The organism is Rhodococcus sp. NPDC127527, from assembly GCF_042672245.1.
Taxonomy (GTDB): domain Bacteria; phylum Actinomycetota; class Actinomycetes; order Mycobacteriales; family Mycobacteriaceae; genus Rhodococcus_G.
In genome coordinates this window covers 100,847-114,294 of sequence record NZ_JBHXVP010000005.1, presented here as the reverse complement: position 1 = coordinate 114,294, position 13,448 = coordinate 100,847, and the positions used below count along the sequence as shown (strand labels likewise).

At 70.6% G+C, this 13,448-nt stretch carries 12 protein-coding genes, 1 pseudogene and 1 riboswitch; of the genes and pseudogenes, 7 read left to right on the top strand and 6 right to left on the bottom strand.

The annotated features are described in order from the left end of the window. Positions 1-27: 27 nt before the first annotated feature. Entirely contained in the window at positions 28-909 is an 882-nt protein-coding gene (locus tag ACFVH2_RS10910) for a phosphoribosylaminoimidazolesuccinocarboxamide synthase (RefSeq protein WP_378425569.1), read from the bottom strand. A gap of 68 nt (positions 910-977) precedes the next feature. Further along, a riboswitch (cobalamin riboswitch) is annotated at positions 978-1,162 on the top strand. A gap of 30 nt (positions 1,163-1,192) precedes the next feature. On the opposite strand from ACFVH2_RS10910, the gene ACFVH2_RS10905 reads away from it, so the two are divergent. The 6 genes from ACFVH2_RS10905 (at position 1,193) to ACFVH2_RS10880 (ending at position 6,645) form a co-directional block, all read left to right on the top strand. After that, entirely contained in the window at positions 1,193-2,185 is a 993-nt protein-coding gene (locus ACFVH2_RS10905) for an ABC transporter substrate-binding protein (protein WP_378425571.1), read from the top strand. Then, positions 2,182-3,240: a FecCD family ABC transporter permease gene (locus ACFVH2_RS10900; protein WP_378425572.1), complete on the top strand. Its 1,059-nt coding sequence runs from the start codon at positions 2,182-2,184 to the stop codon at positions 3,238-3,240. Before ACFVH2_RS10905 ends, ACFVH2_RS10900 begins: the two co-directional genes overlap by 4 nt. Next, the gene (locus ACFVH2_RS10895) at positions 3,237-4,049 is read left to right on the top strand and encodes an ABC transporter ATP-binding protein (protein WP_378425574.1); all 813 of its coding nucleotides are present in this window, start codon (positions 3,237-3,239) and stop codon (positions 4,047-4,049) included. Before ACFVH2_RS10900 ends, ACFVH2_RS10895 begins: the two co-directional genes overlap by 4 nt. Continuing rightward, the gene (locus ACFVH2_RS10890; RefSeq protein ID WP_378425576.1) at positions 4,046-4,786 is read left to right on the top strand and encodes a ferredoxin; all 741 of its coding nucleotides are present in this window, start codon (positions 4,046-4,048) and stop codon (positions 4,784-4,786) included. Before ACFVH2_RS10895 ends, ACFVH2_RS10890 begins: the two co-directional genes overlap by 4 nt. Then, positions 4,783-5,079 carry a SelT/SelW/SelH family protein gene (locus ACFVH2_RS10885; protein WP_378425578.1) on the top strand — a complete coding sequence of 99 codons (297 nt, stop codon included), beginning with the start codon at positions 4,783-4,785 and terminating at the stop codon, positions 5,077-5,079. Before ACFVH2_RS10890 ends, ACFVH2_RS10885 begins: the two co-directional genes overlap by 4 nt. 147 nt (positions 5,080-5,226) lie before the next feature. After that, on the top strand, positions 5,227-6,645 hold the full coding sequence (locus tag ACFVH2_RS10880) for an aldehyde dehydrogenase family protein (protein WP_378425580.1): 1,419 nt from the start codon (positions 5,227-5,229) through the stop codon (positions 6,643-6,645). A gap of 24 nt (positions 6,646-6,669) precedes the next feature. Here the strand turns inward: ACFVH2_RS10880 and ACFVH2_RS10875 are convergent, their stop codons facing one another. Together ACFVH2_RS10875 and ACFVH2_RS10870 are read right to left on the bottom strand one after the other, a co-directional pair. Continuing rightward, on the bottom strand, positions 6,670-7,680 hold the full coding sequence (locus ACFVH2_RS10875) for a 1-aminocyclopropane-1-carboxylate deaminase/D-cysteine desulfhydrase (protein WP_378425582.1): 1,011 nt from the start codon (positions 7,678-7,680) through the stop codon (positions 6,670-6,672). Between the two features lie 8 nt (positions 7,681-7,688). Beyond that, entirely contained in the window at positions 7,689-8,141 is a 453-nt protein-coding gene (locus ACFVH2_RS10870; protein WP_378425584.1) for an HIT family protein, read from the bottom strand. Positions 8,142-8,250: 109 nt separating this feature from the next. On the opposite strand from ACFVH2_RS10870, the pseudogene ACFVH2_RS10865 reads away from it, so the two are divergent. Further along, a pseudogene (locus tag ACFVH2_RS10865) lies at positions 8,251-9,657 on the top strand (FAD-dependent oxidoreductase); the annotation flags it as partial. On the opposite strand, the gene ACFVH2_RS10860 reads toward ACFVH2_RS10865, so the two are convergent. The 3 genes from ACFVH2_RS10860 to ACFVH2_RS10850 are packed head-to-tail and all read right to left on the bottom strand — an operon-like array spanning position 9,574 to position 13,322. After that, positions 9,574-11,520: an ABC transporter ATP-binding protein gene (locus tag ACFVH2_RS10860; RefSeq protein ID WP_378425585.1), complete on the bottom strand. Its 1,947-nt coding sequence runs from the start codon at positions 11,518-11,520 to the stop codon at positions 9,574-9,576. The pseudogene ACFVH2_RS10865 and the gene ACFVH2_RS10860 sit on opposite strands and share 84 nt — an antisense overlap. Positions 11,521-11,578: 58 nt before the next feature. Further along, positions 11,579-12,163, bottom strand: coding sequence for a TetR/AcrR family transcriptional regulator (locus ACFVH2_RS10855; RefSeq protein ID WP_378425587.1), 585 nt, complete (start codon positions 12,161-12,163; stop codon positions 11,579-11,581). A 43-nt stretch (positions 12,164-12,206) separates the two neighbouring features. Next, positions 12,207-13,322 (bottom strand): agmatine/peptidylarginine deiminase, encoded by a 1,116-nt coding sequence (locus tag ACFVH2_RS10850; protein WP_378425589.1) that lies wholly within the window; start codon positions 13,320-13,322, stop codon positions 12,207-12,209. Positions 13,323-13,448 lie beyond the last annotated feature (126 nt).

The window sequence follows — 13,448 nt, the reverse complement described above, 5'->3', positions numbered from 1 at the left end:
TATGCGCACCCCGGCCCCGCGTGACGGCTACACCCAGTCGGCGAAGGACAACCCGGAGATCCGCTCGTAGGCCTCGATGTACCTGCTGCGGGTCGCCTCGACGATCTCCGGCGGCAGCGGCGGCGGTGGCGTGTCCGAGGCCCGGTCCCAGCCCGACTCGGGCCCGGTCAGCCAGTTCCGGACGAACTGCTTGTCGAAGCTCGGCTGCACCCGGCCCGGCTCGTAGCCGTCCGCGGGCCAGTACCGGGACGAGTCGGGGGTGAGCACCTCGTCGGCGAGCACCAGGTTGCCCTCGGCGTCGAGGCCGAATTCGAACTTGGTGTCGGCCAAGATGATTCCCCGGTCCGCGGCGAAGCTGGCGGCCCGGAAGTAGATGTCGAGGGTGTCCTCGCGCAGCTTGACCGCCAGGTCCGTGCCCAGCTGGTCCACGACCGTCGCGAAGTCCACGTTCTCGTCGTGATCGCCGAGCGCCGCCTTGGTGGCGGGGGTGAAGATCGGGTCCGGCAGCTTGCTGGCCTCGACCAGCCCGGCGGGCAGCTCGACGCCGCACACCGCACCGGTCCGCTGGTAGTCCGACAGCCCCGAGCCGGTGAGGTAGCCGCGGGCCACGCACTCGACCGGCACCATGTCCAGCTTCTTGACCACCAGTGCGCGACCGAGCACCTCCTCGGGGATGCGCTCGTCGTCGGGCGCGCCCGCGAGGTGGTTGTGCCCGCCGAGCTCCTCGAAGAAGAAGACGCTCATCGCGGTGAGCACGCGTCCCTTGTCGGGAATCGGAGTGCTCAGGATGTGGTCGTAGGCGGAGATCCGGTCACTGGCGACGAGCAGCAGGTGCTCGTCGTCGATCGTGTAGAGGTCACGGACCTTGCCGCCGGCCAGGTGGGCGTAGTCGGAGAGTGAGGGGCGCACGTGGCCAACCCTATCGGGTCACTCCCCCGGCCACTCGTGGGCGATCGCCCGCCGCGGGCGTTGGTCTATCCTGCAACCGTTGTCGCGGTGTTCGGGAAGTCCGGTGCGAAGCCGGCGCGGTACTCGCCACTGTGAGCAGGTACGTCGACTACCAGGGGTTCGGCCCCGGCCACTGGACGTTCGAGTCCGGGAAGGCGTGGTCGGCGGCTGATCCTGCCGAGCCAGGAGACCGGCCGTGACGCATACCTGCACGTTTTCCACGAGTCATGGAAGGCGGGTCGCTTTGCGTACCCTTTTCTCCCCCCGAGTCCTCGGCGCGGTAGCGGCGTCGACGGTCGCGGCGTTCGCGGTGGCCGCGTGCGGCGCGTCCACCAGCCCCTCCGACACCGATGCGGCCGCGACGGTGTCGCTGCAGAACTGCGGGCGCACGGTCACCCTCCGCGGGCCCGCCGACCGCGCCGTCACCCTCAACCAGGGCGCCACCGAGACCGCGCTCTCGATCGGCGCGCAGGCCCGGATGGCCGGCACCGCCTACCTCGACGACACCGTCGCGCCGCAGTGGCAGGCCGCCTACGCACAGGTCCCGGTGCTCGACGAGAAGGACTACCCGAGCCGCGAGGCACTGCTCGAGGCGAAGCCCGACCTGGTGACGGCGTCGTACTCGAGCGCCTTCGACGACAAGGCCGTCGGCTCGCAGGAGTCGTTCGACGAGCTCGGCATCGCCACCTACGTCTCGCCGTTCGGCTGCAAGGACAAGTCGAAGCGGCCCCCGGTCACCTGGGATTCGATCGCGACGGAGATCACCGACTACGGCACCCTGTTCGGCCACGAGGGCGAGGCCGAGGCGGTGGTCGCCGGGATGCGGGAGACGCTCGCCGGCGTCGAGTCGCACGCAGCGGCGCGGGGCAGGACGATCCTCTGGTACGACAGCAAGACCACCACGCCCTTTGTCGGTGGCAATCGGGGCGGCCCGCAGCTGATCATCGACGCGGTCGGCGGCACGAACGTCTTCGCCGCGACCGACGCGGCCTGGGCCGACGGCAGCTGGGAGACGGTCCTGGCCGCGAACCCGGACGTCATCGTGCTCGCCGACGCATCGTGGGACACCGCCGAGGAGAAGAAGAACTACCTCCGCAACGATCCCGCGTTGCGAGACCTGAAGGCCGTGCGTGACAACGCCTTCGTCGTGGTGCCGTTCTCGGCGAGCACGCCCGGTCCGCGGCTGATCGAGGGCGCGGCACTGGTCGCCGAGCAACTGGGCGGCGGCCACGCATGAGCGTGCGGACCCGGGTGCCCGCCCGGGTGGCCGCGACGACGGCCACCGGCTGGACGGCGATCCTGGCCGTGCTGCTCGTCGCCAGCTGCGCGGCCGGGGTCGTGATCGGCGCGGCCGACCTGTCGTTCGGCACCGTCGTCGAGGCGATCGCCGGGCGTCTCGGCATCGGGACGGGAACCGACCTGCTGACCACGCACATCGTCGTCGATCTTCGGATGCCGCGGGTGCTCGCGGCCGCGGCGATCGGCGCGGGCCTGGCGCTGTGCGGGGCGGTGTTGCAGTCGCTCACCGGCAACCCGCTGGCCGACCCGTACCTGCTCGGCATGTCCGGGGGCGCGTCGCTGGGCGCGGTCCTGGCCCTCACCACCGAGGTGAGCACGTTGGGCGCCTTCGGTTTCGGCGCGGTCTCCTCGGCCGCCTTCCTTGGCGCCCTCGGCAGCCTGCTGCTGGTGTTCGTGATCGCGACGTCGCGGTCCGGCGCGCTGCTGCCCGGTCGACTCGTCCTCGCCGGGATCGCGGTGGGACAGTTCGCCGCTGCCCTCACGTCGGCGCTGGTGCTGCTCGGCGACCGGGACGCCGCGCACCGGGTCCTGACGTGGACGCTCGGCTCAGTCGCCGGCGTGCGGTGGTCGGGGCTGGTCGGCATTCTGATCGTCCTGGCGGTGACCGTCGCGGTCGTGCTCGCCCACAGCCGGGTGCTCGACTCGTTCGCCTTCGGGGAACGCGCCGCCGCGAGCCTGGGCACCCACGTCGAACGGTCGCGGTGGGTGCTGTACGCGGCGGCGTCGCTGTGCACGGCGGCGCTGGTCGCGCAGGCCGGGGTGATCGGCTTCGTCGGGCTCGTGGTGCCGCACGCGGCGCGGATGCTGGTCGGGCCGCTGCACGCGCGCCTGCTCCCGGTGGTGGCCCTGCTGGGCGCGCTGCTGCTGGTGTGGGCCGACGTCGCCGCGCGCAGTGTGCTGCCGGGACGCGAACTACCGATCAGCATCGTCACCGCCGTCGTCGGCGTTCCGGCGTTCGTGTGGCTGCTCCGCCGACGGGGGGCCCGGACGTGAGCCATCACTCGCCGGAGATCCGGGTCGAGGCGGTGACCTGGTCGCAGGGCGGCACGACGATCCTCGACGCCGTGACGTGTGTGGCACCGGCCGGGCGCGTCACCGGACTGATCGGCCCCAACGGTTCCGGCAAGACGTCGCTGCTCTCGGCGATCGCCCGGCTCGCGCGTCCCGACAGCGGGCGCGTCGTGATCGACGACAGACCCGCGACCGAGATGCACCGGCGCGACTTCGCCCGGACCGTCGCCCTGGTGGAACAGCATTCGGCCACCGAGCTGGAACTGACGGTCGAGCAGATCGTCGAACTCGGCGTGATCCCGCGTCGTGGCGGCTGGGCCCGACCGGCCGCCGTCGGCGCGGCCGGCGCGGTCACCGAGAGCCTCGCGATGGCCGGGATCACCCACCTGCGACACCGGTTGTGGCAGAGCCTGTCCGGCGGCGAGAGACAGAAGACACAGCTCGCGCGCGCCTTCGCGCAGAAACCGTGCGTGCTGCTGCTCGACGAGCCCACCAACCACCTGGACGTGTCGGCGTCCGTCGAGCTGCTCGACCTGATCCGGGTCCGTGGCCTGACGACCGTGGCGGCGATGCACGACCTCAACCTCGCCGCGATGTACTGCGATCACCTGGTGGTGCTGCGCGGTGGACGCGTCGCCGCCGAGGGACCGACCGAGTCGGTGCTCACCGCCGACCTGCTGGCCGACGTCTACGGGATCGACGCCCTCGTCCAACCCCATCCCCGAACCGGGCGGCCGATGGTGGTGCTCTGCGGCATCGTCGACGCAAGCCTCGAAAGGAACCTCTCGTGAGCACGCGCTGGGTGATCGTCACCGCCCCCACCGACCGCGGCGACGATCCACGCGACCAGGTGGTCGGGGCGCTCGCGACACTGCGGAACCGCCACCCGGACAACGTCTTCCGGATGGCGGTGCTCGGGGGTTCGGGTCCCGGTGTCACCGGGGTGCTCGACGAGGCCGCGGACGCGGGCGCCACCGAGATCGTCGTCGTCAGCGCCCAGACCGTGCTGGACCGCAAGATCGACGCGTGGTTCCGTCGCGTGATCGGGCACTGGCTGCGCGAACGCGGACCCGGCGCCCCGGAGGTCCGGCTGGCGCCGCCGCTGTCGGACATCGACGCCTACGCACGCCTGCTCGACGCCGCGATCTCGGGCCCCACCACCCCTGCCCGGACCACCACCGCACCGCTCACCTCCCCCGCCTGGGACGAGGTCCCGGGTTTCGGTCGGCACGTGCTGGTGTGCCGCGGTCCGCGCTGTTCGGCCCGGGGCGGCCCGGAGACCGCGCAGGCCCTCGACGAGGCGCTCGAGGCGCGCGGACTGGGTGACGACGACGTCCTCGTCACCCAGACCGGCTGCCTGTTCCCGTGCTCCCAGGCGCCGGTCGTGGTGGTCCACCCCGACAACGCCTGGTACGCCGGGTTGCACGCCGGCCGCGTCGACCGGCTCGTCGATCAGCACCTGGTGGCCGGGCGGCCGGTCACCGAATGGCACGGCGCCCGGCGCGGGTCTGCGATCCTGGAGCCATGACCGCCCCCGCGTCGCCCCGCGTCACGATCACCTACTGCACGCAGTGCAACTGGCTGCTGCGCGCCGGCTGGATGGCGCAGGAGCTGCTCAACACGTTCGGCACCGAACTCGGCGAGGTGGCACTGGTTCCCGGTACGGGCGGCATCTTCCAGGTCACCGCGGGCCACGAAATCGTGTGGGATCGAAAGCGGGACAGTGGTTTTCCCGACATCGTGACGCTCAAGAAGCTGGTGCGTGACGCGGTCGCGCCGGGCCGCGATCTGGGCCATGCAGACCGCACACGCAACGACTGAGCTCGGGGTCTTGACGGCCGCTCGACGAGCGACCAGTGTTGACTGCAGGCATGTGGGGGTGAATCTGCACCCGATCGCACGGCCGAGCCAGGCGCGCATTCGGTCGTGTGACACAACCGTGCCCCACACGACGGAGCTGATGCCGCCATGACCGCCGATCGGACAGACACCGGCGCAATCGATTCGGATACCACAGAAGGAATAGCCGGCGTCGTCGCCAGGCTACGAGATGCCTACGCGAGCGGACGAACCAGATCGGCGCAGTGGCGGATCGAACAACTGCGCGGCATCGAACGAATGCTGGACGAACGCGAGGACGAGATCACCCGCGCGCTCGCCGAGGATCTCGGCCGCGACGCCTTCGATTCGTGGCTCGACGACATCTCCAACGTCAAGGCCGAGGCGGTCCACGCGCGAAAGCAGGTCCGGTGGTGGATGCGTCGCCGACCGCAGCCCCTGCCGCTCAACCAGATGCCCGCACTGGGATGGGTCCAGTACGAGCCGCTCGGACTGGTGCTCGTCATCTCACCGTGGAACTACCCGTTCGCCCTCGCCCTGAACCCGTTGATCGCGGCGCTGGCCGCCGGGAACTGCGCCGTGATCAAGCCGTCCGAACTGACGCCGGCGACGTCTCGCCTCTTGGCCCGCCTTGTCCCCGAGTACCTCGACGTTGAGGCCGTCGCCGTGGTCGAGGGCGACGGGCACACCACCCAGGCTTTGCTCGCGCAGGGCTTCGACCACGCGTTCTTCACCGGAGGCACCGAGATCGGCAAGAAGGTCATGTGCGGCGCCGCGGCGCAACTGACCCCCGTGACCCTCGAACTCGGCGGCAAGAGCCCGGCGATCGTCACGCGGGACGCGGACCTCGCCGTCACCGCCCGACGCATCGCGTGGACGAAGGTGCTGAACTCGGGTCAGACCTGCACCGCGGCGGACTACGTGCTTGTCGACCGCACCGTCCGCGACGAGCTGGTCGAGCAAATAGTCCACAGCATCAACGAGTTCCGATCGACGGAGCCTGTACGGGGCCTGCGCATCATCAACGAGCGCCAGTTCGACCGGTTGGCCGGGTATCTCGCGAGCACCGAGGCCACCGTGGCGCTCGGGGGCGGCACCGATCGGGCGGCACTGACCATCGAGCCCACCGTGCTGGTGGACCCGAATCCCGAGGAACCGATCATGCAGGAGGAAGTCTTCGGGCCGATCCTGCCGGTGCTCGCCGTCGACTCGCTGGACGAGGCGATCGCGTTCGTCAACGCGCGGCCGAAGCCCCTGGCGGCCTATGCCTTCACGAAGTCGGCGCGGACTCGCAGACGGGTGCTGTCCGAAGTCAGCTCAGGCGGCGCCGTGGTCAACCACCTGGTGGTGCACTACCTGGCACCCCACTTGCCTTTCGGCGGCGTGGGGGCCAGCGGCACGGGTTCCTACAACGGCAAGTGGGGGTTCGAGACGCTCAGCAACCGAAAGGCAGTGCTGCTCAAGCCGTTCAAGCCCGATCCCCGGTTCGCCTACCCGCCCTACAACGACCGGGCGATGAAGATGATCCGCAGGTTGTACCGCGGCTGAGAGACCGACAGCGACGGCTGCGCGTCAGTCCGGCCGCGGGCCGTACGTGTCGAGCACGAGGACGGGCCCGTCGCCGAGCCGGCCGTCGGCGTCCATCTCGAGCGCCGCGGCGAACGCCTTCGCCGTGTAGACGGGATCGAGGGTGATCCCGTGCTCGGCCCCGACCCGCTGCGCCGCCGCGCCCTCCGGGGTCGCGTGCCCGTATCCGGGTCCGAGCCACTCCCCCGCCACCACGAGCGCGCCCGGCTCGAACTCGACCGGCCCGACCGCGGCGCCTCGCTCGACCAGCAGTCGATGCGTGCGGCGCGCGAGCCCGACCAGGTCGCGCTCGGCCAACGGCAGGGTGTCGTTGACGACGACGCCGACCACCCGGGTTCGCAGTCCCGCCAGCCGCAGGCCCAGCAGCAGGCCGGCGGCGGTGCCACCCGAGCCCACCGCGGTCACCACGTACGCCGGCTCGGGCATCGCGCCGGACCCGACCTGGGCCGCGAGTTCGAGCGCGACCTCGACGTATCCGAGGGTCCCGACGGGCGAGGACCCGCCCGCGGGAAGGTAGTACGGCAGGTGCCGGCCGTGCAGGTGCCGCGCGAACAACCAGGGCGCCGCCACGATCGTTCGCGCCTTGGTCCGGGTGAAGTGCAGCGTCGCCCCGGATCGCCGCAGGCGGTCGAGTTGGGCGCGCACGTGCTCGTCCATGGGCTGGTCGACGAGCGCCAGCGCGGTGTCGATGCCCTGCTCGCGCGCGTACAGGGCCGTGGCCAGTCCCCAGTTGGTGCCCTGGCCGCCGACGCTGAGGATCTGCCGGGACCCGCGGGCGCGGACGTCGGGCAGGATCCACTCCAGCTTGCGGACCTTGTTTCCACCCCAGCCGCCCGATCCGTAGGCACCCTCGTCCTTGCACCACAACCGGTTCCCGGCGCCGAGCCCGTCGAGATGGGTGATCGGGGTCGGCGCGGCACCGAGGCGCAGGAACGGGGTGGTCGCCGCGAGCTCCGGGAAGAGCCGGTGCAGCGCGGGCGTGCCGGTCTGGTCCATGTGCTCCCCTAGACCGTGTCGAGCCGTCGGCGGAGCGCACCGGCCAGGTAGTCGAGGTCCGGCCGGCGCGCGGCTACGGGACGGCCGCGCAGGCCGAATCCGTCTCCGGGGGTGCGCGGGATGACGTGCAGGTGCACGTGGAAGACCTCCTGACCGGCGACCGCGCCGTCGGCGAGAAAGAGGTTCACGCCGTCCGCGCGCGGACCGTCGGCGGGCAGTCCGGTGGGATCGGTGCCGTCTTCCCGCAACGCGGCCGCCAGTCGCTGACCGACGGCGAAGATCCGGCCACCGTCCTGGGGGTCCAACTGCGCGAGACCCACCGCGTGTCGCCGCGGGACCACCAGCAGGTGCCCGGGAGTGAACGGGCGAATGTCCATGAACGCCACGGTGTGCTCGTCCTCGTACACGATGCTCGCCTCCGCCTCGCGCGCGATGATGGCACAGAAGATGCAGTGGCTCATGGGTTTTGATGATAGCGCCTCGGATCGTCCCGGTGGCCGGACTCGACCCTTCTCGACGCCCCCGGACGAACCCTAGCGTGTGCCCACCAACAGTGGACGGGAGTTGCGAATGAGTGCGCGTAATCCGGTGGGACCCCTCGACGCGGGGGACGTCGAACACTTCGACCACGAGACGGACGTCCTCGTCGTCGGCTACGGCTGCGCGGGCGCGGCCGCGGCCCTCGAGTCCGCCGCCGCGGGCGCCGAGGTGATCGTGCTGGAGAAGGCCAGCGGTGGCGGCGGGTCGTCGGCGCTGTCCGGTGGCGAGATGTACCTCGGCGGCGGCACCCCCGTCCAGGAGGCGTGCGGATTCTCCGACACCCCCGAGGACATGGAGAAGTTCCTCCTCGCCGCGCTCGGCCCGGATGCCGACAAGGAGAAGGTCGGCCTCTACAGCCGGGGCAGCGTGGAGCACTACCAGTGGCTGGTCGACCACGGCGTGCCGTTCAAGCCGTCCCTGTGGGACTCCCCGACCTGGGTGCCGCCGACCGACGACGGCCTGATGTGGATGGGTGAGAACTCCTACCCCTTCAGCGATCTCGCGACGCCCGCACCGCGCGGGCACCGCGTCACGTCGGAGGGGTTCGGCGGCAAGGTGCTGATGGCGGTGCTGAGCGAGGCGGTCGCGAAGACCGAGGTCGCGGTGCACACCGACACCTCGGCGCTGCGCCTGATCGTCGACGCGGGCCGGGTCGTCGGTGTCGTCGCGCGCCACTTCAACGAGACCGTCACCTACCGGGCCCGCCGCGGCGTCGTGCTGACCACCGGCGGTTTCGCCGACAACGCCGAGATGGTCGCCCAGCACGCCCCGCAACTGGTGGGTCTGGGCGTGAACTCCGACGGCGGCGACGACGGCCGCGGCATCGTGATGGCGCAGGCCGTCGGTGCGGCGGTCAAGCACATGTCCGCCGGTCAGGTCGGCATCTCGCTGATCCCCGGAATGATGGTGCGCGGCATGATCGTCAACAGCGTCGGTCAGCGGTTCATCAACGAGGACGTCTATCCCGGACTGGTCGGACAGGCAGCCCTCTACAAGCACGGGCTGAAGGTGTGGGTGATTCTCGACGAGCAGGCCTACGAGGAGGTGCCCGAACACGAACGCTGGGGTGTGCAACCACATTTCGTCGCCGAGACCCTCGAGGAACTCGAACACGACATCGGCATGCCGCCGGGGGCGCTGCAGACCACGGTCGGCGAGTACAACCGGTTCGCCGTCGAGGGCAAGGACCCGTACTTCCACAAGGCCGAGCGCTGGCTGCGGCCCCTGGCGTCGCCGTTCGCGGCGATCGACGTGCAGCGCGGCATCGCCCCGCCCGAGTACGGCGAGGCCGGCCGCGGCGGCGCGGAGGTGTTCACCATCGGCGGCCTGCACACCACCGTCGACGGCCGCGTCCTAGACCTCGACGGCGACGCGATCCCCGGCCTCTTCGCGGCCGGGCGCGCGACGTCGGGCCTGCACTCGTGGGGCTACATCAGCGGCACCTCGCTCGGCGACGGCACCTTCTTCGGCCGCCGCGCGGGCGTCGCCGCCGCGAGCGAGTAGCGCGGCATAGCGACCGCCGAGCGCGCGCAGTTCCTCGTGGCTGCCGCGCTCGGCGGCCCGGCCCCGGTCGAGCACCACGATCTGGTCGGCGTCGCGGATCGTCGAGAGCCGGTGCGCGATGGTGATCGTGGTCCGGCCGCGGCTCACCACGTCGAGCGCGGTCTGCACGGCTCGCTCGGTCTCGTTGTCGAGGGCGCTGGTGGCCTCGTCGAGCACCAGGATCCGGGGATCGCGCAACAGTGTTCGGGCGATCGCGATGCGCTGCTTCTCGCCGCCCGAGAAGCGATGTCCGCGGGCACCGACCATGGTGTCGTAGCCCTCGGGCAGGGACTCGATCAGCTCGTGCACCTGTGCGGCCCGCGCGGCGGACTCGATCTCCGCGTCGCTCGCGTCCGGTCGCGCGTGCCGCAGGTTCTCCCGGATCGTCGCGTGCAGCAGGTACGTCTCCTGCGAGACGACGCCGACGAGTTCGGACAGCTCCGCGAGCCGGATCTCGCGCAGGTCGACGCCGTCGATCGTCACGCGGCCCGCGGTGGGGTCGTGCAGTCGGGCCACCAGCGAGGCGAGGGTGGTCTTGCCCGAACCGGTCTCGCCGACCAGCGCCAGCGAGGACCCGGCCGGCACGTCGATCGTGACGCCGACCAGGGCGTTGCGGTCCGCGTTCTCGTAGCGGAAGCCGACGCCCTCGAAGCGGACCGCGCCCGCGACCGTTGCGCGGGGCATCGGGACCGGGTGCCGCGGGTCGTCGATCTCGACCGGCAGGTCCAGGTACTCGAAGATGCGACTGAACAGCGCCAGCGAACTCGTCACGGACACACCGACGTCCAGCAGTCCCATCAGCGGACGGAAGAGGGCGCCCTGCAGTCCCGTGAACGCGACCAGGGTGCCGATGGTCATGCCGCCCGAGGTCGCGGGCAGGCCGGCGGCCAGGTAGAGCAGTGCCGGGATGGCGGCGAACACGATGCTCATCGTGGCCATCCGCCAACGGCCGGACAGGTCCGAGCGGACCTCGAGGTCCGTCAGGACGAGCGAGGTATCCGAAAAGCGTTGCGACATGGCCGGACCTGCGCCGAGCGTCTTCCCCAGCTGGATGCCGCTGATGGAGAGCGACTCCTCGATCTGGGTCTGCATGTCGGCGAGGGTCCGCTGACGCTCGGCGGTGATGGCCCGGCGCATCCGGGCGACCTTGCGGGTCAGCCAGATCGCGGGCGGGAGCACGATCAGCGAGAGCAGCGACAGCCGCCAGCTGAGCACGGCCATCGCGACCGCGGTGCCCACCACGGTGGTGAGGTTGGACGCGATCGAGGTGGCGGTCGAGGTGACGACGGTCTGCATGCCGCCGATGTCGTTGGTGAGCCGGGACTGGATCTCGCCGCCCCGGGTGCGGGTGAAGAAGCCCAGCGACTGCCGGTGCAGGTGCGCGAAGACGTCGGTGCGCAGGCCGTGCATGATGCGCTGGCCGACGGTGGTGGAGATCCACGTCTGCACCACGCCGACGACGGAGACGGCGACCGTCACGGCGAGCATGCCGAGGACTGTCCACCCGAGCAGCGGGACGTCCTGCGCGGGGATGGCGCGGTCGATCACCGCGCGGACGAGGAACGGGTTGGCCAGGGAGATCAGCGAGGACGCCACGATCAGCGCGACGACCGCGGCGACCTGCCAGCGGTAGGGCGCGAACAGCGCGCCGATCCGGCGCAGTCGGACGGGCTGTTCGGCGAGTTGGGCACGGTCCGCGGGATCGATCTTGCGCGGGCGGGGACCCGATCCGGGTCCGCCGTAGTGGGGGCCGGTCATCAACCACCCCTCTCAGTGTGTCGGGGTATGACTTACTGAGGTTCCCTCACAATGAGGCTTATGTCAAGGAGGGTCGTGGCCCGAGCTCGACCGCGATCGCCCCGGCGAGGAGTTGTCGGGCCCGCTCCACGGTGATGGACCCACTGAGCCAGCGCTCGCTCAATCCCTCCACCAGGGCGGTCAGTCGCTCGCCTGCGTCGAGGGGCACGACGGCCGTGTCCACCAGTCCCGCCGCCTGCGCCTCCCCGATGAGGGTCACGACGTCACCGACCCACGACCGGGTGGTCGCGCACAACGAGTCCCGGAGGTCGTCCGAGAAGACGGCGCTGGCCCGGAGCTCGCCCCAGGCAATGCTGTTCTCCCGGACCGCGGGCGTGTTCTGAATCTCCAGCAGGAGCATCTGTTCGAGCTGCGTCCGCGGGTCCGCCGACTCGAGGGCGTCCTCGGTATAGCGCTCGGCGCGCTCGTTGACGTGCTCGAGTGCACTGCGGAGCACGCCGGCCCGGTCCCGGAAGTGGTAGTAGACAAGGGAAGTCGACACCCCCGCCTCGGCGGCGAGCTTCTCGACCCGAAGCCCGCGGACGCCGGACTGGGCAATCACGCGAACGGCTGCTTCCAGGATCTGAGTTTGACGGTCTGACACGAATCCTCACTCTACGGACGCCGGAACTACAGGACTGCGGGTCCTAGTCCGCGGGTTCCTGCTGTGTGGTGCAGTGGATGCCGCCGCCACCCGCGGCGATGGCATCGATATTGATCTGCACGACGCGGCGGCCGGGGAAGAGTCGTTCGAGTTCCCTCTGGGCAGCTCGGTCGGTTTCGGGGTCGCCGAACTCGGGGGCGATCACCGCGCCGTTGCAGACGTAGAAGTTGATGTAGCCCGCCGCGAAGTCGTCCGACTCGAATGCCGGCCTGACCGAACCCGGCGCGTCGAGCACGACGACCTCGAGCGGGCGACCCTTCGCGTCGGTGGCCTGCTCGAGGATCTCGAGGTGGCGGGCCGTGACGTCGTGGTCGAACGACTCCGGATCGGGATCGAACCCGGCGACGACCACGCCGGGTCGCGCGAACCGTGCGTAGAAGTCGGTGTGACCGTCGGTGATGTCCTTGCCCTTGATGCCGGGCAGCCAGATGATCTTCTCGAGCCCTAGCAGCGCGCCCAGCTCGGCCTCGACGTCGGCCTTCGACCATCCGGGGTTGCGGTTGTCGTTGAGCACGCAACTCTCGGTGATGATCGCGGTCCCGTCGCCGTCGACCTCGATGCCGCCGCCCTCGAGAATCAGGTCGCTGGGTAGCGACTCGACACCGGCGCGGGCGCAGACGAGGTCCGCCACCCCCGCGTCCCGATCGAAGTCCTGTTTCTCACCCCAACCGTTGAAGTTGAAATTGACTCCGGCCCTGGTGCCGTTGCCCTTCACGAACACGGGGCCCGTGTCGCGCATCCAGAGGTCGTCGAGAGGGGCCTCGACGAGTTCGACGGTCGGGCCGACCAGGCCACGTGCCAGGTCGAGTTCCTCCGGGCGCACCAGCATCGAGACGGGCTCGAACTGGGCGATCGCCTGCGCGATCGTCGCCAGGTTGCGGCGAACCTCAGGCAGCAGGGCGGCGCCCCAGATCGCCTCGCTCGCACCGAACGCCATCCAGGTCCGCCGATGCGGATCCCCCTCTTCCGGCATGTGCCACGTGCGCGGATCGTCCTCCCCGCCGCTGCTGCCGCCGCGGAACAGCTCGGGGTCGGAGCAACCCGCGGCGAGCAGTCCGCCGACCGTGGCCAGGCTCGCCCGCAGGAATTGTCGTCTCATCACTATGTCGTTCTCCCTGCTCGTGCCCGTAACCGTACGACCAGATCGTATCCTGACTGAAAATTCAGTCAAGGTGGTAGGCGAACGAGTGACCGAGTTCATGCCGACTCGTTGGCGTCCGGCTTG

Coding starts and splice junctions, on each gene's coding strand:
- ACFVH2_RS10900 (WP_378425572.1), top strand. CDS start 2,182: ATGAGCGTGCGGACCCGGGTGCCCGCCCGGGTGGCCGCGACGACGGCC.
- ACFVH2_RS10885 (WP_378425578.1), top strand. CDS start 4,783: ATGACCGCCCCCGCGTCGCCCCGCGTCACGATCACCTACTGCACGCAG.
- ACFVH2_RS10880 (WP_378425580.1), top strand. CDS start 5,227: ATGACCGCCGATCGGACAGACACCGGCGCAATCGATTCGGATACCACA.
- ACFVH2_RS10875 (WP_378425582.1), bottom strand. CDS start 7,680: ATGGACCAGACCGGCACGCCCGCGCTGCACCGGCTCTTCCCGGAGCTC.
- ACFVH2_RS10870 (WP_378425584.1), bottom strand. CDS start 8,141: ATGAGCCACTGCATCTTCTGTGCCATCATCGCGCGCGAGGCGGAGGCG.
- ACFVH2_RS10860 (WP_378425585.1), bottom strand. CDS start 11,520: ATGACCGGCCCCCACTACGGCGGACCCGGATCGGGTCCCCGCCCGCGC.
- ACFVH2_RS10850 (WP_378425589.1), bottom strand. CDS start 13,322: ATGAGACGACAATTCCTGCGGGCGAGCCTGGCCACGGTCGGCGGACTG.